Origin of the sequence: Clostridium sp. CF012 (assembly GCF_018861755.1) — a bacterium.
Classification (GTDB): Bacteria; Bacillota; Clostridia; order Clostridiales; family Clostridiaceae; genus Clostridium_AD.
The window spans coordinates 39,347-64,631 of record NZ_JAHLEF010000013.1; the positions used below are offsets into that span (position 1 = coordinate 39,347).

At 30.2% G+C, this 25,285-nt stretch carries 29 protein-coding genes; 18 read left to right on the plus strand and 11 right to left on the minus strand.

Annotated elements, in window-relative coordinates; all coding sequences use genetic code 11:
• Positions 1-114: 114 nt before the first annotated feature.
• The gene (locus KPL50_RS13260; RefSeq protein ID WP_216299018.1) at positions 115-522 is read right to left on the minus strand and encodes a nucleotidyltransferase domain-containing protein; all 408 of its coding nucleotides are present in this window, start codon (positions 520-522) and stop codon (positions 115-117) included.
• A 587-nt stretch (positions 523-1,109) separates the two neighbouring features.
• Between KPL50_RS13260 and KPL50_RS13265 the strand changes: the two genes are divergently transcribed.
• From KPL50_RS13265 to KPL50_RS13280, 4 genes are all read left to right on the plus strand, one after another.
• Positions 1,110-1,658, plus strand: a complete 549-nt coding sequence (locus KPL50_RS13265) for a flavoprotein (protein WP_216299019.1) — start codon at positions 1,110-1,112, stop codon at positions 1,656-1,658.
• 90 nt (positions 1,659-1,748) lie between these two features.
• Positions 1,749-2,393 carry an MBL fold metallo-hydrolase gene (locus KPL50_RS13270; protein ID WP_216299020.1) on the plus strand — a complete coding sequence of 215 codons (645 nt, stop codon included), beginning with the start codon at positions 1,749-1,751 and terminating at the stop codon, positions 2,391-2,393.
• Between the two features lie 84 nt (positions 2,394-2,477).
• Positions 2,478-2,735, plus strand: a complete 258-nt coding sequence (locus tag KPL50_RS13275) for an NUDIX hydrolase (RefSeq protein ID WP_216299021.1) — start codon at positions 2,478-2,480, stop codon at positions 2,733-2,735.
• A 27-nt stretch (positions 2,736-2,762) separates the two neighbouring features.
• Positions 2,763-2,960 carry a hypothetical protein gene (locus KPL50_RS13280; RefSeq protein ID WP_216299022.1) on the plus strand — a complete coding sequence of 66 codons (198 nt, stop codon included), beginning with the start codon at positions 2,763-2,765 and terminating at the stop codon, positions 2,958-2,960.
• Between the two features lie 40 nt (positions 2,961-3,000).
• Here KPL50_RS13280 and KPL50_RS13285 read toward each other — a convergent pair whose 3' ends face one another.
• Positions 3,001-3,414, minus strand: coding sequence for a hypothetical protein (locus KPL50_RS13285; protein ID WP_216299023.1), 414 nt, complete (start codon positions 3,412-3,414; stop codon positions 3,001-3,003).
• A gap of 210 nt (positions 3,415-3,624) precedes the next feature.
• Here KPL50_RS13285 and KPL50_RS13290 point away from each other — a divergent pair, with 210 nt between their 5' ends.
• The 10 genes from KPL50_RS13290 to KPL50_RS13335 all read left to right on the plus strand — a co-directional run bounded on the left by KPL50_RS13290 (position 3,625) and on the right by KPL50_RS13335 (position 11,380).
• Complete coding sequence (locus KPL50_RS13290) at positions 3,625-4,623, plus strand: GNAT family N-acetyltransferase (RefSeq protein WP_216299024.1); 999 nt, start codon at positions 3,625-3,627, stop codon at positions 4,621-4,623.
• A gap of 123 nt (positions 4,624-4,746) precedes the next feature.
• The gene (locus KPL50_RS13295; RefSeq protein WP_216299025.1) at positions 4,747-5,721 is read left to right on the plus strand and encodes a GNAT family N-acetyltransferase; all 975 of its coding nucleotides are present in this window, start codon (positions 4,747-4,749) and stop codon (positions 5,719-5,721) included.
• An 8-nt stretch (positions 5,722-5,729) separates the two neighbouring features.
• The gene (locus KPL50_RS13300) at positions 5,730-6,527 is read left to right on the plus strand and encodes a DUF692 family multinuclear iron-containing protein (RefSeq protein WP_216299026.1); all 798 of its coding nucleotides are present in this window, start codon (positions 5,730-5,732) and stop codon (positions 6,525-6,527) included.
• 46 nt (positions 6,528-6,573) lie between these two features.
• The gene (locus KPL50_RS13305; RefSeq protein ID WP_253200615.1) at positions 6,574-6,801 is read left to right on the plus strand and encodes a hypothetical protein; all 228 of its coding nucleotides are present in this window, start codon (positions 6,574-6,576) and stop codon (positions 6,799-6,801) included.
• 389 nt (positions 6,802-7,190) lie between these two features.
• Positions 7,191-7,460 carry a CD3324 family protein gene (locus KPL50_RS13310; RefSeq protein WP_216299027.1) on the plus strand — a complete coding sequence of 90 codons (270 nt, stop codon included), beginning with the start codon at positions 7,191-7,193 and terminating at the stop codon, positions 7,458-7,460.
• 269 nt (positions 7,461-7,729) lie between these two features.
• Positions 7,730-8,338 (plus strand): GNAT family N-acetyltransferase, encoded by a 609-nt coding sequence (locus KPL50_RS13315; protein WP_216299028.1) that lies wholly within the window; start codon positions 7,730-7,732, stop codon positions 8,336-8,338.
• Between the two features lie 356 nt (positions 8,339-8,694).
• The gene (gene dcd / locus KPL50_RS13320; protein WP_216299029.1) at positions 8,695-9,219 is read left to right on the plus strand and encodes a dCTP deaminase; all 525 of its coding nucleotides are present in this window, start codon (positions 8,695-8,697) and stop codon (positions 9,217-9,219) included.
• An 81-nt stretch (positions 9,220-9,300) separates the two neighbouring features.
• A complete protein-coding gene (locus KPL50_RS13325; RefSeq protein ID WP_216299030.1) occupies positions 9,301-9,777 on the plus strand; it encodes a GNAT family N-acetyltransferase in 477 nt (158 codons plus the stop codon).
• Between the two features lie 186 nt (positions 9,778-9,963).
• Positions 9,964-10,635: a zinc dependent phospholipase C family protein gene (locus KPL50_RS13330; RefSeq protein WP_216299031.1), complete on the plus strand. Its 672-nt coding sequence runs from the start codon at positions 9,964-9,966 to the stop codon at positions 10,633-10,635.
• A 112-nt stretch (positions 10,636-10,747) separates the two neighbouring features.
• Positions 10,748-11,380: a tRNA-uridine aminocarboxypropyltransferase gene (locus KPL50_RS13335; protein ID WP_216299032.1), complete on the plus strand. Its 633-nt coding sequence runs from the start codon at positions 10,748-10,750 to the stop codon at positions 11,378-11,380.
• A gap of 73 nt (positions 11,381-11,453) precedes the next feature.
• Here KPL50_RS13335 and KPL50_RS13340 read toward each other — a convergent pair whose 3' ends face one another.
• Positions 11,454-11,768, minus strand: coding sequence for a demethoxyubiquinone hydroxylase family protein (locus KPL50_RS13340; RefSeq protein ID WP_216299033.1), 315 nt, complete (start codon positions 11,766-11,768; stop codon positions 11,454-11,456).
• Positions 11,769-12,002: 234 nt separating this feature from the next.
• Here KPL50_RS13340 and KPL50_RS13345 point away from each other — a divergent pair, with 234 nt between their 5' ends.
• Complete coding sequence (locus tag KPL50_RS13345) at positions 12,003-12,887, plus strand: radical SAM/SPASM domain-containing protein (protein ID WP_216299034.1); 885 nt, start codon at positions 12,003-12,005, stop codon at positions 12,885-12,887.
• A gap of 77 nt (positions 12,888-12,964) precedes the next feature.
• Here the strand turns inward: KPL50_RS13345 and KPL50_RS13350 are convergent, their stop codons facing one another.
• The 3 genes from KPL50_RS13350 to KPL50_RS13360 form a co-directional block, all read right to left on the minus strand.
• A complete protein-coding gene (locus KPL50_RS13350; RefSeq protein ID WP_216299035.1) occupies positions 12,965-13,900 on the minus strand; it encodes a DUF4097 family beta strand repeat-containing protein in 936 nt (311 codons plus the stop codon).
• A 136-nt stretch (positions 13,901-14,036) separates the two neighbouring features.
• Complete coding sequence (locus KPL50_RS13355; RefSeq protein ID WP_216299036.1) at positions 14,037-16,586, minus strand: YhgE/Pip domain-containing protein; 2,550 nt, start codon at positions 16,584-16,586, stop codon at positions 14,037-14,039.
• Positions 16,587-16,752: 166 nt separating this feature from the next.
• Positions 16,753-17,316 carry a TetR/AcrR family transcriptional regulator gene (locus KPL50_RS13360; RefSeq protein ID WP_216299037.1) on the minus strand — a complete coding sequence of 188 codons (564 nt, stop codon included), beginning with the start codon at positions 17,314-17,316 and terminating at the stop codon, positions 16,753-16,755.
• Positions 17,317-17,580: 264 nt separating this feature from the next.
• Between KPL50_RS13360 and KPL50_RS13365 the strand changes: the two genes are divergently transcribed.
• Positions 17,581-18,225 (plus strand): undecaprenyl diphosphate synthase family protein, encoded by a 645-nt coding sequence (locus KPL50_RS13365; RefSeq protein WP_216299038.1) that lies wholly within the window; start codon positions 17,581-17,583, stop codon positions 18,223-18,225.
• A gap of 409 nt (positions 18,226-18,634) precedes the next feature.
• Here KPL50_RS13365 and KPL50_RS13370 read toward each other — a convergent pair whose 3' ends face one another.
• From KPL50_RS13370 to KPL50_RS27515, 5 genes are all read right to left on the minus strand, one after another.
• Positions 18,635-18,850, minus strand: coding sequence for a hypothetical protein (locus KPL50_RS13370; protein ID WP_216299039.1), 216 nt, complete (start codon positions 18,848-18,850; stop codon positions 18,635-18,637).
• Between the two features lie 151 nt (positions 18,851-19,001).
• Positions 19,002-20,555 (minus strand): ATP-binding protein, encoded by a 1,554-nt coding sequence (locus tag KPL50_RS13375; protein ID WP_216299040.1) that lies wholly within the window; start codon positions 20,553-20,555, stop codon positions 19,002-19,004.
• 254 nt (positions 20,556-20,809) lie between these two features.
• A complete protein-coding gene (locus KPL50_RS13380) occupies positions 20,810-21,472 on the minus strand; it encodes a hypothetical protein (protein ID WP_216299041.1) in 663 nt (220 codons plus the stop codon).
• A 227-nt stretch (positions 21,473-21,699) separates the two neighbouring features.
• Complete coding sequence (locus tag KPL50_RS27510; RefSeq protein WP_290443240.1) at positions 21,700-21,825, minus strand: hypothetical protein; 126 nt, start codon at positions 21,823-21,825, stop codon at positions 21,700-21,702.
• A gap of 61 nt (positions 21,826-21,886) precedes the next feature.
• Complete coding sequence (locus KPL50_RS27515) at positions 21,887-23,086, minus strand: M23 family metallopeptidase (RefSeq protein WP_216299042.1); 1,200 nt, start codon at positions 23,084-23,086, stop codon at positions 21,887-21,889.
• Between the two features lie 227 nt (positions 23,087-23,313).
• Here KPL50_RS27515 and KPL50_RS13390 point away from each other — a divergent pair, with 227 nt between their 5' ends.
• Together KPL50_RS13390 and KPL50_RS13395 are read left to right on the plus strand one after the other, a co-directional pair.
• Entirely contained in the window at positions 23,314-24,300 is a 987-nt protein-coding gene (locus KPL50_RS13390; RefSeq protein WP_216299043.1) for a DnaD domain protein, read from the plus strand.
• Positions 24,293-25,273 (plus strand): ATP-binding protein, encoded by a 981-nt coding sequence (locus KPL50_RS13395; RefSeq protein WP_216299044.1) that lies wholly within the window; start codon positions 24,293-24,295, stop codon positions 25,271-25,273. Before KPL50_RS13390 ends, KPL50_RS13395 begins: the two co-directional genes overlap by 8 nt.
• Positions 25,274-25,285: the final 12 nt, after the last annotated feature.

Consider the following 25,285-nt stretch of genomic DNA (forward strand, 5'->3'; position numbering starts at 1 on the left):
TTATTGTAACTATGACTTGTTAAAATAAATCTAATTCATAAGCACACTTTTCAGCCTTACTGATAGTTGTGCTAAGCCTAGTTAAATTTATCTTTTTTATAATTATCACCCTTTCTAATTAGCTGTCATAAGCTTTTTCCAGAATGGAAGTTCTGTCTTTATCCAATGATTTAATCCATTTAGATATTTTTCTTCTAAAACATCATCTTTATTAAATAATTGTCTATTTGCCATAATTACTTGTACTTGTATATACTCTGGTAATGATCTTATATTATTTAAGTCCATTGGAATTTCAATTATATCTTCTAGTTCTGAATTAATTATAAGACACTCTGAATATGTGATATCTTTATTTGTAAGTATTGCAATATCAATATCACTTTTGCTTGTAAAATCTTCGGTACCAAAGGATCCAAAAATATACGCACTTACAATGTTATCCTTACTATACAGATACTCTTTTATTTTGTGAATAACTTCTTCATTATCAAATTGCAATGAATATTCTTCCTTGAACATTTTATCACCTCATATATTAATCAATATATGAATAATATATCTACTATCTCTTTATTATTATTATACCCCCAATTAGATCAACTAAACAATGTTATTTGTGAGTTTAAATCTACTTACACCTTATACTCCCTACAATGTATTTCAAAATTCTTTATCTTTATTCATTCTAGCAAAGTACACTGTCAGAAACGCTTGAACCCTTATTTCACCAATATTTTCCTTGCCTCAGTTTAACGACATTTCAGGAAGAAAGTCTCCCACTTTTATAAGTGGGGAGCACATACTACAACAAAAGGAAAACTTCAGTGGAAGTCTAAATCTCCTTATAAAGTCGTTAATATTGCAGCTTCGAAGAAGATGCATAGCTGCGCAGGTGATGATTTAATTTTTCAAAATTATATATATGCCAAGGTATTAGTTTACCTTTTTTAAGAATAACTGTTAATTTAAGTATCGTTATGCTAAAATACAGTAAATTGTTTTTGTAGAAAAGACAATCACATCTCAGAAAAGTGTTTAGTTAGAAATTTTATTTTAGGAGAATGCTAAATCAATAAGTTCTATAGTTGGATGGAGGAAATGTAAATATGTTAACAAATAAAAACATTGTAGTTTGTGTATGCGGCGGAATAGCAGTATATAAGGTTGTAGATGTAGTTAGTAAATTTAAAAAACAAAACGCTAATGTGTTCGTTGTAATAAGTGAGTCAGCGACTAAATTTGTTACTCCATTAACTTTTCAATCAATATCAGCTAATTTAGTAACTACTAGTTTATATGCTGGTATGGGCAATGCAGATATTAACCACATATCACTTGCACAAAACGCAAATTTATTTGTTATTGCTCCTGCTACAGCTAACATCATTGGTAAAATAGCCAATGGTATAGCTGACGATATTGTTTCTACTTCAATAAGTGCAACAAAGGCGCCAGTATTATTTATTCCTGCCATGAACACTGTAATGTATGAAAATCTTATTATTCAAAATAATATAGAAAAACTTAAAATATTTGGTTACAAATTTTTAGAACCTGAAGTAGGAACTATGGCAATGAAAAGTGAAAAAGCTGGTATAGGTAGGCTACCAGAACCAATAACCATTGTAAATCATGTATTGTCCATGGAATTTTAAATATCTATGAGTTAATAAAGATTTATCAAGAAATTTTAAGAGGAAAATAAACAGGTAAAATTAATTGACTAAAACAGGAGGGATAAAGTTTTGAGGATTCAAAAAATTAAAAACAGAGGGGTTTTATTTACGTATAATAACTCTTCAGAGTGGGATCTAAACCTCCATTTAATTATGGGCAAAAAATATAATTACATCATTGATACAGGACTAGGATCTTTAAGTATTGATCCAATTAAAGAATATATAAAAAATAGTAATAAGCCTATTGTTGTTATAAATACACATTATCATTGGGATCATATTTGGGGAAACAGCTCATTACGAGATTGTATAATTATATCTCATAAATTATGTAGAGAAATAATTAAATCCGAATGGGAAGATATGATAAATGAGAATAAACAGTATTGTTATGGTGAAGTAGAAATGTATCTTCCTAATTTAGTTTTTGAAAAAGAACTTTATTTTCCAGAAGACAAAATAAGGATTATATGCACACCTGGGCATACTATTGACTCCATAAGTGTAATAGATGAGGAAGATAAAGTCATTAATGTAGGCGATAATATAGGTGACGATATGGATCAAATAATACCTGATATTTATTGTGAAAAATCTATATATATTGATACTCTTTTAAAGTATAGGGAGATTGATTTCGACACCTGTATATCAGGTCATAATGTGATTTTGGGAAAGGATGTTATTGAGAAAATATTGAACAACCTTTAATAATTTTATTAGGACGTAATTATTATTTATTGTTAAAATTGTTTATATTTAATAAATAAATGCTTAAATAAGGGGATTTTAAATATGGATATTTCATTTAAAACTGATGAGGGAAGATTTAATTATAGAGTAGCTGGTATTATAATTCATGATAATAAATTATTGATTATGAAAGGTGAGCATTCACCCTACTATTATATTCCTGGTGGCCGAGTTGCCATGAATGAATTAAGTGAATATGCAATTATTAGAGAAATAAAAGAAGAATTAAATGCTGAAGTTAAAGTTAATCGCATGTTGTGGGTCAATGAAAATTTCTTCCACGAAAAAAACCTTGATTAGAACTTTCACGAAATATGTTTTTATTATTTGTTAGATATAACTGATGACGGATTAATAAATAAAGGAAATGAGTTTATTCTTAAAGACACTGACCAACATAATCATTCTTTTTACTGGGAAGATATAGACAAGATTAAATATTTAAATATATATCCACTATTTATAAAAAATAATATTTTACAAGTACCACAAGTAATAGATCATCTATTAGAAATGAGAATCTAATTTGTATTATTGGGATAGCATTAAACATACTATCCCCCTGTTATGTAGTAAAATGTACTATTGCATAATTAATAACTTTACCTTTATTATTAAACATAACATAAAGCCCACTAATCTCTTCTGGCATTAACCCTTTTTTAGTGAAGTAGAATATATTGTTAGGGTCAGATGTGTTAATCGGGTTTCTATTGAGACGTTCTATCATTATTCCACCTTCAAACTTTTCGTCTGGTTTTCCTAAAAATTGTATTACTTTCTCTTTTGTCATTTTTTCAAAATCATATTTTTTCAACATATCCTCTACTATTAAATATCTTTTACCTGGTTCTCTAATCCACTTATCCTGTGTAAATAAACTCTTATCTTTAAACTGATTTAATTTAACAATACCAATAGTTCCTACAAATCCAATCAACAAAAATATTAGCAAAAAAGTCAACCTTTTATTCCACATTTCAACTCCCCCTTATATCACAATCTACAATTATATACTATATATAACATAAGCTTAAGTACCAACATTTCACCCATATACACCTTATAAATGTATATTTTGACTTATTATAACATAGTTTGATAAATTTAAGTACGCTATAACTATTTATATCTAATATATCCTTTAGAAAGTTATATAGTAAATAATTTTTATTAAGGGGGAGAAAGAATGATAATACGTGAGTTGACACATGAAGAATTACAAATGGCTGTAGAACTAAACTACCAATGCTGGAATGATGACTTTGCTGACATCATTCCTTATGATTCAATGGATGTAGGAGAGGAGCTTTCCTTTGTTTCCACTTGGTTAAATGATAAGGAATGTGACGATATTAGGCGCATTTATGGATCTTTTGAAGGTGATACTTTTTTAGGATATGTAGGCGGAAGTCTTGCAGAAACAGAAGATGCCAAGCATGGTGTAGAACTAAATTATTTGTTTGTAAAAAAAGAATATCGTAAAAAAGCACTAGGTTTAAAACTCATGGCAACCATTCTAGTTGAGTTTAAAGAATACGGAGTGGACCAGTTAATCATTTATAACTGGCATGGCAGCGAGTCAAATAAATTCTACCGCTATCTTGGTGGAGAAATACTTAAGCAGGTTACGCAAACCGTAAAAGGTAAAGAGGTACTGGTTGATGCATTTATATGGGATATTGATATTCTTATGAAGCTGATAAATCATAAGTTATATACACGTAGTTTTGAGCAAGGTGGCTTTGCTTTTAATGAATCATTACCTGGAGGTATCTGCATGACCAGCAGCTATACTGAGGAAGATTCGAACATAGTTTGCAAAGGTCTTCTTCAACATAATGTTAGAAAAACATACGGTTTGCTAAAAAAGCCAGATGTTAATATAAATTTATTTTTAAAGGAAAAAGGTAAACCTATTGGCGCTATATTATGTGACACCTTTAATCTTAGTATGTATATTGATGTTATGTGGATAGACGATGCCTATAGGGGAAAGGGCTTTGGTAAGGTACTTATATCTAAAGCAGAGAAAATAGCAAAAGACAATGGGTGCATGTTCTCTCATACCTGTACATTTAGTTATCAGTCACCAGAATTTTATCAAGCATGTGGTTATCAAGTTTTCGCAAAGCTTGCTGATTATCCAAATGGTATAGTACAGTATTTTTTAAAGAAAAAGCTATAAATCATATTCCTGCTAAATAATTATAAATATAAAGAATAACTATAATTATTCTTTACCTTTGTTCTTAATAGTATTATTTGTAAAATGGTAAAGTAAAACAAATATACAAGTGAGGTAATAAAAATGGTTTATGAATGTAAAGTAAGTAATATGCAAAAAACAGATATTAACAAAGCTATAAAGATATGGACTGATCAGTATAAAAACTATTGTGATAATAACAATGATTTTCCTTCTTATTGGGTGAATAATATAAATGAGCTTGAAAGTTTTTTAAATAATAAGGTTGAAAATAACAGTGCTATAGTAGCAAAATTAGATAAGGAAATAGTAGGTTTTTTGGCTTATGATGAATTTCCTTTTAATGGAGAATCTTCAGTGTTTTGCCCTGCAATAGGACATTGTGCTACGGAAGAATACAAGGAAAGTGCTTATCTTTCATTATATAAGAACATTTCACAGCAGTGGATTAATAAAGGAATCTTAAATCATATGTGGACCATCTTTTATAATGATACAGAATTAAAAGATATTTTATTTGATTTAGGGTACGGTTCATACCTTATAGATGCCTTCAGTGGTTTGAATGTTAAAGGGGACAATGAGTGTCTATTTGAAATTAAAAAAGCTAGTTCTGAGGATATAAACACTTTATATGATCTTGTAGAAGAATCAGAAGATTATTATAAGTCTGCACCATTGTTTCTAAAAAGGGAACGAATATCAAAAGAAGAAATCTCTGAAATCATCTCGAAAAGTAATGTATTTATTGCCTGGGATAAAGAGTTGGCAGTTGGGTTTATTAACTTAAGTATATCAAAAAATAATAACCCAATAGATATGACCGATTACAACTGTGGATTAATCGATGAAATAGGCGCCTACATAAAGCTAGAGTATCGAGGTAAAAAAGTTGGGACGCAATTGTTAAAAAGTATAAATGAGTATAGCAGTCTAAACAATATATCCTGTATTCATGTGGATTTTGAAACTGCAAATTTATATGCTAATAAATTTTGGAGGAAGTATTTTAGTCCCATGTTATTATCCATGCGAAGGACTATCAATAAAAATATCAATGATGTGATGGGAGCATGATGTAAAATATGTATATTGGATGCAATTGGTCAAAATTTTTAAAATCTCTTATTGAAAAAGATGCTGTTAAAATAGATTATATTAAGTCTGGTGCATGGGGAACATTTAATGAAGAGTTTTCAACTATGCGTTCAATGAGACCAATTTTACTACACGGCCTGGGATATTTTGAGCACACAGGAATGAAAAATATAGAAATGATAGATTTTAATTTTGCAAATAGTCTCCTTAAAAATTGTAATTCTCCACATTATGGTCTGCATCTTTCAATTAAAAATTCAGACATGCATCAAGGTATGACAGATGAAGATATATATGAACATATGAGCAAACAAATTCAGATTTTTAAAAAGAACCTAGCAGTACCATTGCTCTTAGAGAACACTCCTGATTCACCGCAAGATCGTATACTATTTGATCATTATCCTTATATTATGCCAGAGCAATATAAGAGGTTGTTTGCAGATAATGATGTGTCATTTTTGCTTGATCTAACACACGCAAAGATTACAGCACAATATCGCGGCTGGGATATTCATGATTACCTTCGCACTCTACCACTTAATCGTGTTGTAGAAATTCACGTAAATGGTTCCGGTTATGATAAAGATGGTTTTCCAGCAGATACACATCAATCTATGGAAAATGAAGATTACAAATTATTAGAATGGGTACTTAATTACACAAATCCAGGTATAGTTACATTGGAATATAACGGAATAGAGACTGAGAGCAATGGTACCGTTATTGCCTCTTTAGAAAAACAACTAAATGAAATACAAAATATATGTAATCCAAACAAATAAATTATTAGATAATTTGGTATAAATTTTTAAGGGGGACGCATTAAAATTGAATGAAATTAACAAGCGCAATAAGCTTGAAGAACAGTTTTTTTCGTATAAGGTATCAAAAGATAACAAAGTTTTTGTGTTTTGGTACGGCAAGCAAGTATTGATTCTAAAAGGTAAAGAAAGCGAAAAATTTCTAGCTAAAATACGGAACGCCAATTCAAAAGAGGCTCAATTAATTTTAGCAAAGGTTACCGGAAATTTTAAACGTGGAAATGAAAAAAAATGAGATTGTGCCCAATGCTTCCTTAAACCCTTAAAACTATATTAATATCTTAATGATTTATGTTAATTATCAAACTCAGTGGGTCCTCCTTTGAAAACGTCTCTGCAGTGACTACTTTTACATTTATGTAAAAGTAGTCTAAGAGTTCTATTTTAATTGATAATTTGTTAAAAATTTGATATTATTAATATTATTATTAGGAGCGTATTAATATGAAAAATATATTTAAAAATGATGAAAAGCTCAGAGTACTCTATGCAAAGTCTGTAGGTATGACTTGCAGCTACAATTTACATAGGGGTAGGTAATTTAATCTCCTTTATTAATTAAAATTCATACATATACAGGCTTTGTTTCCTTAATTTAAGTAAAAATATAAGGAGCTGAGTTTTATGAAATATGTAAAAGTTAAAACAGTTTTACCAGATAATTTAGTTAGAGAAATTCAAAAATATATTCAAGGTGAATATATTTATATTCCCTCTCAAGTGGAAGCACGAAAAAAATGGGGAGAAAACTCAGGATATCGAACTTGTATACAAAATAGAAATGAAGATATACGTATGAAGTATATCGGTGGAGGTAAAATTAAAAATTTAGCTGAGGAATTTTTTCTTTCCGTTGACAGTATTAAAAAGATCGTATATGCAAAAAATAAATAGAACTAAAGCTACTACTATTATAATGAGTGGTAGCTTTTTTGTATAAAAAACAACATAGAAATGTTCTTTATCTTTTATTTTAATACACTATAACATTATAATTAGGCTAGGTTAAAGAAAAATTATGACACGACAATATAATTTACAAGAAAGCTATTTAAAATCATATGCAAATATTTCTTTGTAATGAATGCCATATTATGTGGTTAATAAGTGATGTAAATCTTTGTACAAGCAAGTACAGGAGATATTAAAAGGAGTGGTACTAAATGACAAATAATAATGTTACGCAAGAAATGAAAATCAACAAGTCTTGTTTCGATATATTCCCAGAATTGGAATCTGAAAGATTGATATATAGGGAGGTAACTTCAGCGGATGTAGAGGATATATTTAAAATTTATAGTGATCCTGAGGTTGCTAAATATGACTGGTATAAACCAATTGCTACAAAGGATGATGCAATTACTATAATAAATCGTTATAGGAGGGAATTTCAAGATAAAGAAGAGATTACATGGGGGGTGGCAAAGAAGAGTGATAATAAAATCATTGGGTATTGCTGCTTGGGAACTTTTGATGATGATTCAATAAGAAGTGAGATTGGGTATGGCTTTAATCGTGATGAATGGAATAAAGGATATGCGACTGAAGCTATAAAGGTTATTGTTAAATTTGGATTTGAGAGTATGAGTTTTAATAGGATAGAAGCTGAAGTAACCCTTGGTAATGATGCTTCTGTAAAAGCTTTAAAGAAAGCTAACTTTCTTCAAGAGGGCATTTTTAGAGAAAGAACCATTATGAAGGGCGAATTTGTAGATGATGTTATATTGGCTATAATAAAAAGAGATTATTCGTTATGTAAGGATAAGTTGTAATTATTCCGTTGTTTATTGTACTTTTTAGTGGAATTGGTAGTTATAATTATTTTTAGACCGTAAGAAGAATCCATCTTCTTACGGTCCTCTTGCTTTTTGAAAATAAGTACTTTATATAATGAGGAGTTTTGATGATTTAATTAACATGCCTACTAATCAGTATAGTTGTTGACAGTTTCGTTGATAATAACATTTAATGATAGTATACTAAGGTAAATGTGACGATTTTCTTCCAGGTGGCTATAGAGCTTAATGAAACTGAAGATCAATCTCTAAGGAGAGAGTTAATTTAAGAAACGGAATTTTTACGAATATAATAATAATAATAATAATAATAATAGTTAGGGGATATTTATATGATATTATCAGGTAAAGAAATTAAAAAAAAATTAGGAAATCAGATTATTATTGAACCATTTGTAGATAAACAGCTTAACCCCAATAGTTACAATTTACGGCTACATAACCGACTACTTGTTTATGAAGACTCTGTTTTGGATATGAAGAAAGATAACAAAACAAAAGAGTTGATTATACCCCCAGAGGGATTACTTCTTGAAACTGGAAAGTTATACCTAGGTAGAACTGTTGAATATACAAAGACAGACAAGTATGTACCTATGTTAGAAGGTAGGTCCTCAGTTGGCAGGCTTGGATTATTCATTCATATTACAGCTGGATTTGGGGATGTAGGCTTTAGTGGCTATTGGACATTGGAAATATTTTGTGTTCAACCTATACGAATATACCCGAGTGTTGAGATATGCCAAATATATTACCATAATATCGAAGGAGAATATGATAAGTATTCAAGTGGAAAGTATCAGAATAATACGGACATTCAGCCAAGTTTATTATTTAAGGATTTCCAAGAGATGTAAAAAAATTAGATAGAAATCTATTTATTATAGGAAGTTTTGCAGCTGATGCTCATAATTAAAAAAGTGGAGGGAGGATCACCAGTGCCTTATAAATTTGTACCTATGAATAAAGTATACTCACATGAAATATCATATGAATGGAAGTATAGTGGAATTTATTCATTCTATGATATGACAGCTGATGAAGAAGATTTAAATGATTTTCTTAATGAAGAGAATTGGGATGGTCATTATTTTGCAGTGTTAAATGAAGAAAATAAATTAATTGGATATTATTCAGTCTACTTTGAAGATGAGATTATGTGTCTGGGATTTGGTCTTAAGCCGGAGTTATCAGGAATAGGTCTTGGCCATGAATTTGTGATTTCAGGTATGAATTTTGCAGTTCAAAAAACAAATTATAGAAATAAATATGTAATACTGTCAGTTGCCGCCTTTAACGAAAGGGCAATAAAATTATATGAGAATATTGGATTCGAGCCTATAGAGAAATATATACAAAAGACAAATGGAGGAGAATTCGAATTTATTAAAATGAAATTCAATGTAATATATTGACATGATGTGTATGGGCATAGCTGTTGGCTTTTAGCCCTAATAAAAAAATAATTATAGAATGAAGGATATATAAATAGTAAATTCAAAAGGGCTTATGCTCTTTTTTTATATATTAATGTTCCAATCTATGAATTATAATGTAATTATAGGATAAACCAAAAATGCTTTAAAAATGAGGTGTATTAAATGGCAACTTGGATTACACATCTAAGAATAGCAGAAGAAATTCTAAAAAAAGGGTATGATTTTGAAACAAAACCTTTCATAGTAGGAAATATTAGTCCTGACGCCGGCGTACCTAATGAAGATTATAGTATCTTTAATCCGAAAAAAAAAATCACACATTGGGAGGGAGAAAACAACGAAATTAATGCTCAAAGTTTTTGGGACAACTATTTGAATAATAGTGAAACAGGAGAAAATGATGAGTTGTTCTCCTTTAAAATAGGATATTTTGTACATTTATTAACTGATATTGAATGGTCAAAACTATTTATTCAGAAGAAAAATGAGATTTTATACAAAGAAGGATTAGAAAAGGATGCAAGTTTTATTTGGACTATAAAAAAGGATTGGTACGGGCTTGATTATATATATTTAGAAAAAAATCCACAGTGCATATTTAATACATTATTTAAAAATATAGATAGTGTACCAGATTACCTGGATTATTTTCCACACAGTGCCTTTGAAAATAAGGTAAAATACATTACTGAATTTTATTTAGGAGAAAATAATGAAACTAAAGATAACTTTATTTATTTAACAGAGGAAGAAATGGATAACTTTATTGAAAAAGCCACAAAGATAATAGATGATTTACTTAGCAATCTGTTAATAAAGAAACCATCTACTTGATAGCTAATTGAAATTACGACTAATGGTATCCTAGATATAGCATTCAAACTTTAAAATTAAGTATTCTTAAGGACGAGTATAGGAAAAGCAATTAAAGTTTTTAGGAGGAAAAATGAATTCAAATTACAGTGTAAAACAAATAACAAGTCTATATGGTAGTTGTAGTAAATGTGGTTTACCAATTATAAATTGCCTATGTGATAAGGCGCCTAAAATAAAAACTCATGCAAAGCTGTGGATTCTTTCTACGGAAAAAGAATTTTACAGGCCTTCTAATACTGCAAGACTACTCGAGCTAGTTAATCCTGATTCCACAGAGATTTTTCTTTGGGAAAGAACGAAAACACCTGAAAAATTAGTAGCAAATTTAAATAATGAAATATATGAGCCCTTCTTGCTTTTTCCTATAGAAAATTATGAAACTGAGAGCCGTAAAGTTGAATATGAAAATACAGGAAAAATACCTGCATTTATTATTATAGATGGCACCTGGAAAGAGGCCCGAAAAATATTTAGAAGAAGCGCCTATTTAGAAAACCTACCAATCATTTCATTAGAACCAGCTTTTAATTCTAATTATGATTTAAGAAGAGGTGTGGTAGATGGTAACTTATGCACAATAGAAGCTGCAATGGAAGTATTAAAAATAAATGGAGAAACTGACTCTTCACAAGTAATAAATGAGTTTTTCAATTTATTTTTAAAGAGTTATAAGGCAGGGTCAAGTGGGCACCAAATAAAATAAAAATGCCATCCTAAAAGATGGCGATTTTATTTTTAATATTACTTTATTAAAAATAAATTTATAACAATAAATATTATTGCAAAGGCTTCTGAAAATTTTGAGCCTTTTGATCTTTAATTTTCTGTTTGCCTTCCTCCATAAACTGAGAATCCTTTGGAGATAACATATATAAAACTTCCTGCAGTTCCCCAACGTGTCTTCTTTCTTCATCTGCAATATGATTCAAAATCTTTTTAACATTTTCATCATCTGTAGACATTACATGAGCTTCATAGCCTATGATGGCCTCAAGCTCACCAGAAATGTCCACTCGAATTGCTTGTGCTAGCTCTTCATTTGACATTTTCCTTGGTACATTTGCAATAAACGGATTTCCTAATAACGCCATAATTTCTTCCTCCCTTTCAATATTAAATATATTTTTAGCTTTATGGTAATTTATTATTCATATATAAGTTAAGGGCCTTATTAAAAACAACCATTTATGTTAACTTTCATGTAATACATAATAGTTTCAGATTTTTATATGATACAATCTATATGAATGTCATGTTAAAATCATTACATTACTATTTATACCTCTACCCTTACCCAAATTCTAGTTATGATTGGAGAATAATTAATGAAAAAATTTAAAAAATTTTATATAGAAATTACAAATGTTTGTAATCTTTGTTGCAGTTTTTGTCCGCAAACACTTAGGGCTCCTGAATTTATGACCCTAGAAACCTTTAGCAAAATATTAGACGGAATAAAACCTCATACGGATTATATATATTTTCATGTTAAAGGAGAGCCACTTTTACATCCAAAATTAGATGAATTTTTGGATTTAAGTTATGCAAAAGGTTTTAAGGTTAATATTACCACCAATGGAACTCTAATAAAAGTTCAAGGCAAAATAATCCTAAAGCCCGCATTAAGACAGGTTAATTTTTCTCTGCATAGCTTTGACGGCAATGAAGGCGCCGAGAACAAGGATGAATATGTTAATAATATTATCTCCTTTGTGAAACAATCCATAGCCATAACGGATACTTTATTTTCTCTAAGGTTATGGAACCTTGATGTGGATAATACCACAAACCTTGAGGCTAAGAAAAATCGCGACTTGATTTTTGAAATCGAAAATGCTTTCAATCTACCTTATAAAATTGAAGAAGAAATACACCCTGGTCGCGGCATTAAAATTTGTGATAAGGTATATTTAAATCAAGACCATGAATTTCAGTGGCCAGATTTAAAGGTAGAAGAAGATAATAGCCCTGGTTTTTGTTATGGTCTTAGAAACCAAGTAGCTATATTAGTAGATGGAACAGTAGTACCCTGCTGCCTCGATGGAGAAGGTGTGATTAACCTAGGCAATATTCATGAAACTCCTTTTTCTGAAATAATTGAAAGCCAACGGTCAAAGGACATTTTCAATGGCTTTTCTAGGAGAGAAGCGGTTGAAGAGTTATGCAGAAAGTGCGGCTACAGAAAAAAATTCAACGATATTTTAGAATAGAGTCTTTAATTAATATGTAAATTTCAAATTAAAAAACACAGGTTAATTTTTATAAATTAACCTGTGTTTTTTAATGTTTATTTTTTATTTATAGCCGCATCTCCAGAAATAGTTTCTATTCTAATACTCTTCTGACCATTTCCAACAGTTCCTTTGATATCTCGCTTTTCCACTTTTCCAATTACTACTAGCGGGAAATCATTATCTAATTCTCCAGATGTACTACTGAAATCAACCTTAAATTCCGATGCTTGTGGAAGACTTAACTCTACATCTCCTGAAACTGTTTCCGCTGCTACCTCATTATTAAATTCGCTATATAATGCTGTAATGCTCCCCGAAACCGAATTTGCTTTAATATCTCCAGTAATCGCTTCAACTTTTATATCACCTGAAGTTGTCTCAAATCCGTTTGTTTTAGATGATAATACTTTTATATCAATACCACCTGAAACACTACTGAAATCTGTTATATCAGCTAAAAGAGAATTTATATTTACGTCTCCTGAAGTTGTGTTTGCCTTAAAGTTATCTGCCTCAAGCTTATCGATATTTATTTCCCCTGATACCGTTTCTATCTCCATAGATTTTTTATATTTTTCTGGAATATACAAATCTAATTTTGTGTTTAAACTAAAATTAATTATAGACATAATTTGATTTGGATATTTTATTGATATATCTAGTGTATCTCCATTTAAACTAGTTTCTAATTTAGGTGCCCTACTCATCTCAGAGGCCGTGCCATGAAAATGCACCACTATTTTATCCTCCTTTGATAATATTATATTAACATCAGAGCTTACTGTATCCACCCTAACCTTGCTTATAGGCACTATATCAAATTCCCTGGTTTCGTCAATACTTCCACTTCCCTTTGATACTGACACATTCTTCACTGTGGTTAACAGGTTTTTTCCCTGGATTTTCGCAACTATAAAAGCAAACCCTATTGTAATTAGTACTATAAGTAAAGTTATTTGAATTATTTTCTTAACATCGAAATCTCTCATTTCCCTCTCCTTCATTACATTATTTACCACGATATCATTTTATCATAGCCTGATGTGTATTGTAAGTTATTTTGTATAATCTCAAAAAATAAAAAAAGGATATAATATTAATTATCATATTATATCCTTTTTTATGCTAGTCCGTAATATTTGATGCTTGTTCTTTTCTGCCTTGCACTAGTTTCTGCATCTTATCTGCATGACCCTTCATTAATATAGAGGTGAATAAGAATACAAATAACATTGCTGCAAGCACTGTTATATCTTTTGTAAACACAGCATAATCAACACCTGATACTACTTCTCTTAATCCAGATACAGCATAAGTAAATGGCATAAGTGGATTTAAAACCCTAAATAGCTTAGGTACAACTTCAATTGGGAATGTACCTGCACAAGAAGTTAGTTGAAGAATTAATAATATAATTGATAACAATCTTCCTACTTGCCCAAGCAAAAATACCATACATTGAATAATAGCTATAAATACAAATGATAAGAAAATATTAAATAAGAAATATAACAGTATGTTATTTGGTCTGAGGCCTAATAACATTACAGCTCCACTTGCAAGTGTTGCCTGCATAAATCCTATAGCTCCATAAGATAAAAACTTTCCTGCTACTACAGAAGCTGGGCTTGCTGCAATATCTTCATCCACCTTATCTGTAATTACAAAGAACATCATTAGCGCTCCTACCCATAAGGATAGTGGAATAAAATATGGAGTAAAGCCTTCACCATAAGTTTTAACAGGATTTATCGCTTCTTGATCCATAACTACAGGTTCCGAAAATGTAGCTGCCATAGTTTTACTGTCATTTTTCAAACTATTAGCAAGGTCATTATACCCTGATGCAAGCTTTTCATTAAGTTCTTTAGACCCAGCTACTAATTTAATAGTACCATCATCTAATTTATTAACACCATCATATAACTTATTTACCCCATCTTTAAGCATAGGTAATTTTCCATTTAAAGTACCGATTCCTCCTGTAAGCTCCGCTGAACCTGCGCTTAGTTTTGAGGTTCCATCCGCGAGAGTTGGCATTTTTTCGTTAAATTGTGCTAGCCCTCCCGATAAAGTCACTGAACCTCCAGATAACTTCGATACACCTGCAGTTAATGCGGTCACATTCTCGCTTAGCTGTGAAAGTCCATTTCCAAATTCCCCATTCATAGCAGCATATAACTTATCTAGACCACCACTAATTTGGGTTGCTGCAACAACTGCGGTACCTGTTTTTTCTGCAAAGTTCACCGTTCCTTTTGAAAACTGATCTGCTCCACTTGCAAAAACAACAGTGCTTTGCGCAAACTTTTGTGAACCATCTACAAAAGCTGCGGACCCTGCTTCTAATTGTCCTGCTCCTGCCGCTACTTTATGTGCACCAATTTGAAGTTCGGTCATCATTGCTAGGTTATTTTCGTCCACAGAAGCTTTATTTAATGCGCTTAGTGTAGATAAAAAGCCTTGCATATTGGGATCTTTCATCGCTTCTGGATGAGCTTTTAAGTATTCTCCTAGCTGATTATCTACTCCTTTCTTCAATGATGCTTGAGATTTTTTACTATTATCTAATAAAACATCTACTCCTCCAGCAACTTTTACGCTTCCATCTTTGATCGCAATTATGCCTGGTTTCATTTGAGCATATCCTGCATCAAGTTTACCTGAGCCCTCTGTAAGAAGTGATGAGCCATCCTTTAACTTAACTGCCGCATCAGATAACTGACTTGCTCCTTCTTTTGCTGCACCAAGCCCTAAAGCAAGTTCCGTTGCTCCGTCCTTAAGTTTTCCAGTGGTGGGTACAATTTGAGTTTTGTATGCCTCATTAAGTTTATTCACCCCAGCTCCCATAGTTGGTACTTGGTTGTTAAGCTGTACTAATCCATTTTTTAACTGATCTGCACCAGAAGAAAGCTGATTTACTCCACTCACCATTATAGGTACCTCCGCATTAAGCTCCCCTAGTTTAGTAGTTAATGTATTAGAACCTACTAATAATTTCCCTACACCGTCCATCATTTGTGGAACACTGCTATTAAGCTTTCCCGCTCCGTCTTTTAACTTACTTGTACCATCTTTTGCGGTAACCAAACCATCAGCGAGTTCCTTGCTTCCATCTGAAGCTTTTTTCATTCCTTCTTTAATATCATATAAACTATCAAATACTACTGTTACATATTCCTTTGACATACTTTTTGTTAGTTCTGATTTAAGCTGATCTAAAACCTTACCATTAATCTGTGCTGCTAAAAAATTCCTCTTTTCATTTGCACTATATAATATTTTAGCTTGCTGAGGTTTGCCCTTCGTGGAACTTAGAGCATTTTCCGAAAAATTCTCTGGAATTACAAACATAGCATAATAGTCCTTACCCTTAATCCCCTCTTCAGCTTGCTTCTTTGTAACAAACCTCCAACCTACATCTTGCTTATCTTTGAGATTATTTACTAAATCTTCTCCATAGTTAACTTTTTCTCCATCCTTTATGCTTCCTTTATCTTGGTTTACCACAGCTACAGGCATATCCTTAATCCTGGTATATGGATCCCAAAAAGCATCAAGGTAAAGTAAACTATACAAAAGTGGAACTATAATAATTGCTATTACCGATACTCGTATGAATCTATTTTTAAATATGCTTGAAATATCTCTCCCTGCCACTTTTAAAAAGCTCATATTATCACCTCATCCTTATTTAAATTTTTTATAATAACCTTTTCTCGACTGACTGGTCAGTCAGTCATATATATATTTTACATTTTTTTATTAAAAAGTCAATATATTTTTTGTAAATAAAAAAAACAGTAAGATATTCTTTTCTCTAGAATGATCTTACTGTTTTCTATTTTATCCCATTTAACAGATTCTCCATGAAGTTATCTGTAATTTGATCTAGTTTCATACTATCATTTTTTATAACATTATAAACTGCTATGGATCCTAGGGTTCCAAAATATGTATATGTTAAAAAAGAAGAGTCACATTTTTTTATAGTTCCATCCTCCATAGCCTTGATTAGAAATTTCTCAATGTCTTCCATGTATGACTTTAACAATTCTCTCAGTTCAGAATGTCTTATTTTCCCGCCCCATGCTTGACTCATTATAACCTTAAATAGATCCTTATTTTCATATACCAATTTTAACTGATTTTTGCTAAGTTCTCTTAATTTATAGGAATAGTCACCTGGTCCTTTAATAATGCACTCAATTTGTTGCCTAAGTAAGCTTACTCCCTCAGTAATTATGTATTTAAAAACTTCATCCTTACTTTTAAAGTGATAATAAACCGTGCCTTTAGCTACTCCGGCAGTTACGGATATCTCATCCATAGTAGATCCATCATAGCCATTGCTAGAAAAAATTTTAATTGCCGACTGAAATATATCTCTTTTTGTTTTATTCATTAATTCACCCCACTTAGCAAGAAATTTATCTTATCTTGATACCTTAATAATAAATAAAATTATAGTCCAAATGTATTAACCAATGTTTCAGTAATTTTACACTATAAAACTATAAATTGAAAGTATTTTTATGTATTATCTATAATTAATAACATTATACACTTATAAAGTATTGAAATCTTATAAATATCATGGATTAATATAGTAATAATGGAGATACTATGATTTATATGTTATAAAAATTCATAAATAAAGGGTGATGAGATGAGAGTACCAAATCATATTGGAGTAATTCCCGATGGAAATAGAAGGTGGTCTGTAGACAATGGACTATCAAAAGATAAAGGATATACCTTTGGACTAGATCCTGGTCTATCACTGTATAAAATTTGCAAAGATTTAGGCGTAAAAGAAATAACTTATTATGGGTTTACTACTGATAATACAAAAAGACCACCCTTGCAGAGAGAAGCTTTTGTTAAAGCTTGTGTGGATGCAGTAAAGCTTTTAAGTACACAGGATGCCGATTTATTAGTAGTAGGAAATAGTAACTCACCTATGTTTCCTAAAGAACTACTTCCTTATACCACTCGAAAAACTTTTGGCAAGGGCGGTATAAAGCTAAACTTTCTAGTGAACTACGGTTGGGAATGGGACCTAAGTAATCTTGATAAAAATAAAAGTAGTAAAAGAAGCAATATATTTGATTGCATAAAAACTAATGATATTTCTAGAGTAGATTTAATTATTCGTTGGGGTGGAAGAAGGCGTCTTAGTGGGTTCTTACCTCTACAATCCATATACTCTGACTTTTATGTTATAGATGACTTTTGGCCTGATTTCAAGCCCGAACATTTATCAACGGCTTTGACTTGGTATAATCAGCAAGATGTAACCCTTGGTGGTTAAATTCTTTTGTAATAGATATATGTTTTAAAACAAACTATATCTATTTTTTTATGTGCTAAAATATGCTATTATTAAATTAAATTTGAATATTTTAATTTTTTTTAAAAACAATTTTTTAAAGGAGTCCTTTATGGTTAATGAAAAAATAAATTGTTATAAATGCATATATTACTATGTAACCTGGGATCCAACCTTCCCTAAAGGTTGTAAATTTTATGGTTTCAAATCTTTGAATTTGCCTTCCATACTGGTAAAACAATCATCAGGGTTATCTTGTGTTAAATTTACACCAAAATAAAAACAACCCAGTATGCAATAAAACCACTATAAAATATAACGTATAAAATAGAGCATAGAACAAAACAGTTAAATTACGCCTGTGTTTGTATGCTCTATTATCTTTTGGAACTTAATCCGTAAATCCTTTGTCTTGTTCAACTATCTCATATGCGTAAGGCTCAATTTGTTCTTGCTTTATGGTGCCATCCTCATTAAGACCTGTAACTATTGTAGGTATATTTACTAGCTTACTTTCTATTCCTTGAATTTTAACATATCTATCTAGTCCATCTTTAAATTTTTCGTATTCCTGGTTGCCTACTTCTCTTCCCTTCATACGTTTCAAATTATGACCTCCTTTTAAATATTATGCTATCCATATATAAATGCTAATATACTTAAAAGATTCCAGATATGATTTCTCGAAATTATAAGATTAAGAAAAGAGGTTCTTTCTAAAAAAATAAAACGCCTTCTAAGCGTTTTAAGCGTTGAAATTATTTTGTTTTATTTATAACCCTGTAAATCACATTAGCTAGATGTTCTATTGTATAAGGTTTTCTTATACACTCTTTAAACCCATAATTCGTACAGTTATCCATTACCGAATTACTACTATATCCACTTACTAGTATTGCATTTACATTTGTATCAAGTTCTAAAAGCGCTGCAATGGTTTCCTTTCCACCCATTCCTCCACGTATAGTTAAGTCTATTATTACCGCATCAAAAGTACTATTCTGCATAATTGAGTTTTTATAGGCTTTAATGGCCTCTTCCCCATTCTTCGCCATTTCTACTGCATACCCCAGTTCCATAAGCATAAGCCTATTAATTTCTCTGATATTTTTATCATCATCCATTACTAGAACTTTACCAGTACCTTGTATCACTTTTTCACATTTAATCTTATCTATATTCACTTCTTCCTCTGAAGCCCTCAAATAAACATAAAAACTTGTACCAACTGCCAACTCAGATTCTGCATATATATAGCCATTGTGCTTAGTAATTATTGAATAACTGGCCGCAAGTCCAAGGCCTGTACCATCATCCTTTGTTGTAAAGTAGGGTTCAAATATTTTTTCTATATTTTCTTTAGGAATTCCCTTTCCCTTATCTTTTATCCGGATCATTATATATTTGCCTTGCTTTATATTATTTTTATTCTTTTCATCTACATATACATTATTAGCACTTACCTCAATATTGCCTCCATTTTGCATGGCTTGCTTAGCATTTATTAATAGATTATTAATAACTTGACGAATTTGTCCTTCATCTACTTTCACAGGCCATAAATCTTGTGCTATTGAAAAATTGCACATATTATTGGAGCCGCTTAATACCATATTAGCGGTTTTCCTAATTAGCTTTTTTATGTATATATTTTTTTTGATTGGTACTCCCTCTTTTGAAAAATTCATTAATTGTTGGTTAAGATCCTGTGCCTGCAAGGTTAATTTTTCAATTTGAGAAAACTTATTATTAATTTTATTATATACTTTATTAGTGCTTATATTTAAATATCTCTTGATAATGTATATGTTTCCTAAAATTATAGCTAATATATTATTGAAATCATGAGCAATTCCTGCTGCAAGAATACTTAGTGAATTTATTTTTTCTAATTTCACTAATTGCTCTTCAAATAAATTTCTCATTTCTTTTGACTTTTTCTGCATTTCTTCCATTGCTTCTAGGTGCACGGTTACATCATTAATAATTAATTTTATTTCATTACAATTATTCTCTGTATCAAGTATCTTTTTATAAATTAATTGAAGGAAGTAATGTGTTTCTTTGGCTACAATTTTTTTTATGAACTCTTGGCGCTTGCACTCACTTTTAATAAACTCTTGGGTTTTTATATTAAGCCATATTGGTATAGCAGTTTTATTTTCATAACTATACTCAAACATGTTTATCTTTTTTAGTATATCTTTTGCTTCACTATTTAAATAATTAACATTAACATGACTATCAAAAGATATTATTGGAACAGGCAACTGCTCATACTCAATAAATATAGCTTCATCTATTAAACCCATAATTTTTAACCTCCTATTTATTAAAAAATAAAATATTTTCATAATATTCAGACATTTATTGATATATTTAATTAAACTCAAATATAAATATAAGAGCATTATACCATTATTTGTATTGATTTTCATCTATTTGTTTTATAATCGAAAACTTTTTTATTAACTATAAAAGAAAATAGCGCTAAAAATGTTTAAAACATTCTTAGCGCTATTTCGCTCTTAAAGGTGTCTTCAATTTTAAAAACCAATCTATATATTTACTTGGCTATAATTTGATTTACTGACCTTGAACCGTTATATTCTAAGCCTTCAATAAAATTATAGGTATATTTTTCATTAGAATTTTCAATAAATGCTTTAATCCAAATATGTCGAAGATTATAGAATACATTTACATCTCCATTCACCATTTCCCAATATTTTTTATGAATACAGCTTGTGGTTTCCCATTCTAATATGTTATTTTCTGATTTTATAACCCTTGTTACCCTATCACAAGGCATACCTTCTAACAAATAAATATTAAGAGCATTATATAATTCTTCTGCTCCTTCTGGCATTTCTTTTGCTTTTAAGGTTTCTCCGACAGTTTTACCTTGCTTATTAAAACTTAACATAGCAATAGCTTCTGCTTCTTCTCCATACTTATTAATCATTTCTGTTATTACAAATGCTGTTCTAGTTTCAACTTTGCTAATTTTATCTTGTAACCACCCATGTATATTTGATTTATCAATTATATCCTCTATACTTTTCGTGGTATCTATGGGGCTACCGTAAGCTAGGGACTTCTCACCCACCTCTTTTGCAATGTCACTGTATTTATCTATATAAACTTCTTTTAAGTCTTTCTCTAATTCCTCTGCTAATATAATTTTATTAAATAACCAGGTATGAATAGGTGCTAAAAAAGCGCTCATTATTATTCCTCCTTCTCTACATTCTTAATTTTCTATATCTATTTATTCTTTTAATCTATATATCAATAATAATGCATAGAGCTTAAAATCACAGTAACTTATGTTACCATTTAAAATATTACTGAAGTTAATTACTATTATAGCAATGATTAATTATAAATCTTTCTTAAAAATAAAAAGAGCTGCTAGCTCTTTTTATAAAACCCATTTATTGAAAATCCATTTTATTATTCATCAAATCTTATTGCAGATTTACGTTTTTGCTTCTTCATATCAGAAGCTTCAATAGTTTCTGGCTTTTTAGGCTTATTATCTTTTTCTTTTGCTGGCGACTTCATTTCTTTATATGGCATAAAATCACTCCTTTATTATGTATTTTTTACTTTTAACATAATTTTATTCATACATTTATTTTTATTTTATGTATTTTTGAGGATTTTGGGCCTCTCCATTTTTTCTTACTTCAAAATGTAGATGAGGTCCTGTACTATTACCAGTACTTCCCACTTCTCCTATTTTTTCTCCGAGCTTTACAACTTCACCCTTTTTAACATTAATAACGCTACAATGTGCATATGTAGTTTCTATTCCCTCTCCATGATCGATTTTTATTACATTACCATAGCCATCCTGCCATGCTGCATAAGTAACTGTGCCATCTAATACAACGTTTATTGTTGCGCCAAAAGCCGCCGCTATGTCAACTCCTTTATGCATTTTCCCCCAGCGCATACCAAAGTTTGAACTTATACTACCTCTTGACGGGGTATTCATATAGTTAAGCCCAAGTATTATGGGTTTATAATTCCCCATAAATATTTCTTTATTTTGAACCGGTTTTATAATTTCCGACTTTAAAACCTTTTCAGATACCCTCTTGTTGTTCTGGACTATTACCTCAGTAGTAACCTGTTTAATGCCCTCTTTACCTTCATGTTGAATCTTTTTAACACCATTCATTAATGTACCGGTGGATTTTATAATTGTAGTAGGGTATATTACTTGTTGTTTACTTATATTCCCTACGGTTTTGATATTTATAAAGGGTACTTGAGCTCTAGTGTTATATTTTATTAATTCCCTCACAATTTCAGAATTTTCATATAAATTCCCCATTTTAACCACAACAGATTCATAACTGATTTTATTTACTATTTCTATTTTTGTAATACTATTTAGCTTAGCTTCATTAGAGTAATAGTCTTTTACAGAATCCAAAATCTCTTTTCCTTGATTTTCGGATCTCACATATGCTATTTTCCTATTATCTGATTTCATTAGAAATCCATCCACTACTATATTGAATTTTTTTAACATTATATTCTTAAGGTTATCCCCACTCATAAACATAGCAACATCATCTACATTTTCACTATCTACAGTGAAATCTTCTTTTATAATTACATTTTTATATTTAGACTTAATTTCATTCTGTAATTGTTTATATGCTTTATTAAATTCCCTCTTACTTTTTACATAGGTTATTGTACTTTTCCCTATAGAAACCTTATAACCATTAAACCTATAAACGTTAAAATACATAATAGTAGCTGTAAGTATAAGTGTTATGAGTATAACACTTATTTTCATTTTGTTTCTCTTTATAATATTCAATATTATACCTCCTATGGCACTTACTTAATATGCCCTATATGGCTAATTTTAAACATTATTGAAATATATTTTTTTAAATCTATGTTTAACTATATGGTATACTATACTTTGGATAATAAAATTTTTATAGACTGTGATCTTAAATATAATGTACATACTATAAATAAATTGCAATTTTTCTATTTAAAATCATATTTCTATAATATAAAAAGAAAGGTAGTGACTTTATGAGCACTTTCATGTTTAAAAATGAAAATTATAAATATACTCCTGTGAGTAATATTTTTATTGATAAGTTTATGCCTAGAGCTAGGGGAGAATTCGTTAAAGTATACCTTCTTGGGCTAAAATATTGTGCATCCGGAGAAATAGGTGCTACGTCTTCAGTTATAGCCAATACCCTTGGGCTTCTAGAAACTGATGTTGTTAATGCTTGGAACTATTGGAATGATGAGAGTCTAATTAAAATGACTCCCATTGACAATATGGGCAATTTTAACATTGAATTTTTAGATTTATTAGATGTTCCTGATGAAAATATAAGAAATATAAATTTACTAGAGGAATTAACCAATTCTTCAATAAAAGGTATGCTTCAAGATATTGAAAAGCTATTAGCTAAACCTCTTTCGCCAAAAGAAATGACTATGTACTTAAGCTGGCAAAAGGATTATAGTTTTTCACCAGAGCTAATACTTCTCTTAATTCAATATTGTGTATCAAAAGGTAAAGTTGACTATAGATATATTGAAACTATTGCAATTGCATGGCATGATGCTAACATTAAAAATATTGAAGATGCCCAATCCTATATAAAAAAACATGAGGATAAATGGATAAATATTAGAAAAATATTAAATTACCTAGGAATAAAGGCCCCAGAAATAATGAAACCTCAAGAACAAATATTAGATAAATGGATAAATGTTTATAAATTTTCGCTAGAAGTAATATTTAAAGCTTGCGATATCTGTTTTGATAGACTGGGCCGAGCTGATTTTAAATACATTGATGGAATTTTAAATAGTTGGTTTAAAGATGGTATAACCTCACTGGAGGATATTGAGAAAAAAGATAAAAAGCGAATACTTTCTACTAAAGGCAATACTGCTGGTGGAAAACCTGCCAAAGGAAGTTTTAATGATTATGAACAAAGAGCCTATGACTTTGATGAGCTAGAAAAAAAATTACTAGGATGGGATAATAATGATTAAAGGATATCAAACGAAAATATTAGCTTTATATGATAGGGTAAGAGAAGAAGAAGAGAGTGCCTTTAGAACAAGAAAAACTCACATAGAAAAAACTCATCCTGAAATTATTGAATTGGATCACAAAATAGGTAAGCTATGTATAGAATTATCTATTAGTGCACTAAAAAGCATACACAATAGAGATGAATATTTACGTGATCTAAGAGAAAAAATAGTAGATCTAAGAGTTAAAAAATCTGAACTATTAGTTTCTAATGGTTTTGATATGGAATACTTGAATTTACATTATAGATGTAATAAATGTAAAGATACCGGTTTTCTTGGAAATAATAAATGCTCCTGTTTTAAGCAAAAGGTTATAGATGTCTATTACACTGGTTCTGAACTTCGCGGCTTGTTAAAAGATCATAATTTCGATAATTTTAAAATGGATTATTATCCTTCTAGAAAAAGTGAACATGCATCAGAATCTCCAAAAAAGAACATGGAAAAGATCTTATCTACGTCTATGAGCTTTTTAAAGAATTTTCACACCTCTGATGAAAATTTATTATTCTACGGGGGGCCTGGCACAGGAAAAACTTTTCTGTCTCACTGCATTACAAAGGAATTAATGGACAAAGGCTCTTTTGTAGTATATAGGACTGCCGAAGAATTGATAAAAGGTTTAAAAGAAATTCGGTTTAATGGGGACAACTCTTTAGAAGAGCTATTGATAAATTGTGACTTACTTATAATAGATGATTTGGGTACTGAGCAAATTTCAGATTTTACTAAAATGGAAATGTTTAATCTGATTAACACAAAGTTATTAAAACAAAAGAAAATGCTAGTGTCTACTAATTTAACTCTTGAAAATTTATTACATACCTATTCTGAAAGAATAACTTCTAGATTACTTGGTAATTTTACCGCTTGCAAATTCTTTTGTGACGATATAAGAATAAAGAAAAATTTGAGTAAACCAAAATAATATAAATATTTC

What these genes read in the sequence shown, in the direction of transcription:
- KPL50_RS13300 (WP_216299026.1), top strand. Translation starts at nt 5,730, where the DNA reads ATGTATATTGGATGCAATTGGTCAAAATTTTTAAAATCTCTTATTGAA.
- KPL50_RS13285 (WP_216299023.1), bottom strand. Translation starts at nt 3,414, where the DNA reads ATGTGGAATAAAAGGTTGACTTTTTTGCTAATATTTTTGTTGATTGGA.
- KPL50_RS13355 (WP_216299036.1), bottom strand. Translation starts at nt 16,586, where the DNA reads ATGAGCTTTTTAAAAGTGGCAGGGAGAGATATTTCAAGCATATTTAAA.
- KPL50_RS13360 (WP_216299037.1), bottom strand. Translation starts at nt 17,316, where the DNA reads ATGAATAAAACAAAAAGAGATATATTTCAGTCGGCAATTAAAATTTTT.
- KPL50_RS13295 (WP_216299025.1), top strand. Translation starts at nt 4,747, where the DNA reads ATGGTTTATGAATGTAAAGTAAGTAATATGCAAAAAACAGATATTAAC.
- KPL50_RS13265 (WP_216299019.1), top strand. Translation starts at nt 1,110, where the DNA reads ATGTTAACAAATAAAAACATTGTAGTTTGTGTATGCGGCGGAATAGCA.
- KPL50_RS13260 (WP_216299018.1), bottom strand. Translation starts at nt 522, where the DNA reads ATGTTCAAGGAAGAATATTCATTGCAATTTGATAATGAAGAAGTTATT.
- KPL50_RS13350 (WP_216299035.1), bottom strand. Translation starts at nt 13,900, where the DNA reads ATGAGAGATTTCGATGTTAAGAAAATAATTCAAATAACTTTACTTATA.
- KPL50_RS13390 (WP_216299043.1), top strand. Translation starts at nt 23,314, where the DNA reads ATGAGCACTTTCATGTTTAAAAATGAAAATTATAAATATACTCCTGTG.
- dcd (WP_216299029.1), top strand. Translation starts at nt 8,695, where the DNA reads ATGATATTATCAGGTAAAGAAATTAAAAAAAAATTAGGAAATCAGATT.
- KPL50_RS27510 (WP_290443240.1), bottom strand. Translation starts at nt 21,825, where the DNA reads ATGCCATATAAAGAAATGAAGTCGCCAGCAAAAGAAAAAGATAATAAG.
- KPL50_RS13330 (WP_216299031.1), top strand. Translation starts at nt 9,964, where the DNA reads ATGGCAACTTGGATTACACATCTAAGAATAGCAGAAGAAATTCTAAAA.
- KPL50_RS13375 (WP_216299040.1), bottom strand. Translation starts at nt 20,555, where the DNA reads ATGGGTTTAATAGATGAAGCTATATTTATTGAGTATGAGCAGTTGCCT.
- KPL50_RS13275 (WP_216299021.1), top strand. Translation starts at nt 2,478, where the DNA reads ATGGATATTTCATTTAAAACTGATGAGGGAAGATTTAATTATAGAGTA.
- KPL50_RS13395 (WP_216299044.1), top strand. Translation starts at nt 24,293, where the DNA reads ATGATTAAAGGATATCAAACGAAAATATTAGCTTTATATGATAGGGTA.
- KPL50_RS13290 (WP_216299024.1), top strand. Translation starts at nt 3,625, where the DNA reads ATGATAATACGTGAGTTGACACATGAAGAATTACAAATGGCTGTAGAA.
- KPL50_RS13380 (WP_216299041.1), bottom strand. Translation starts at nt 21,472, where the DNA reads ATGAGCGCTTTTTTAGCACCTATTCATACCTGGTTATTTAATAAAATT.
- KPL50_RS13340 (WP_216299033.1), bottom strand. Translation starts at nt 11,768, where the DNA reads ATGGCGTTATTAGGAAATCCGTTTATTGCAAATGTACCAAGGAAAATG.
- KPL50_RS13315 (WP_216299028.1), top strand. Translation starts at nt 7,730, where the DNA reads ATGACAAATAATAATGTTACGCAAGAAATGAAAATCAACAAGTCTTGT.
- KPL50_RS13345 (WP_216299034.1), top strand. Translation starts at nt 12,003, where the DNA reads ATGAAAAAATTTAAAAAATTTTATATAGAAATTACAAATGTTTGTAAT.
- KPL50_RS13335 (WP_216299032.1), top strand. Translation starts at nt 10,748, where the DNA reads ATGAATTCAAATTACAGTGTAAAACAAATAACAAGTCTATATGGTAGT.
- KPL50_RS13365 (WP_216299038.1), top strand. Translation starts at nt 17,581, where the DNA reads ATGAGAGTACCAAATCATATTGGAGTAATTCCCGATGGAAATAGAAGG.
- KPL50_RS13310 (WP_216299027.1), top strand. Translation starts at nt 7,191, where the DNA reads ATGAAATATGTAAAAGTTAAAACAGTTTTACCAGATAATTTAGTTAGA.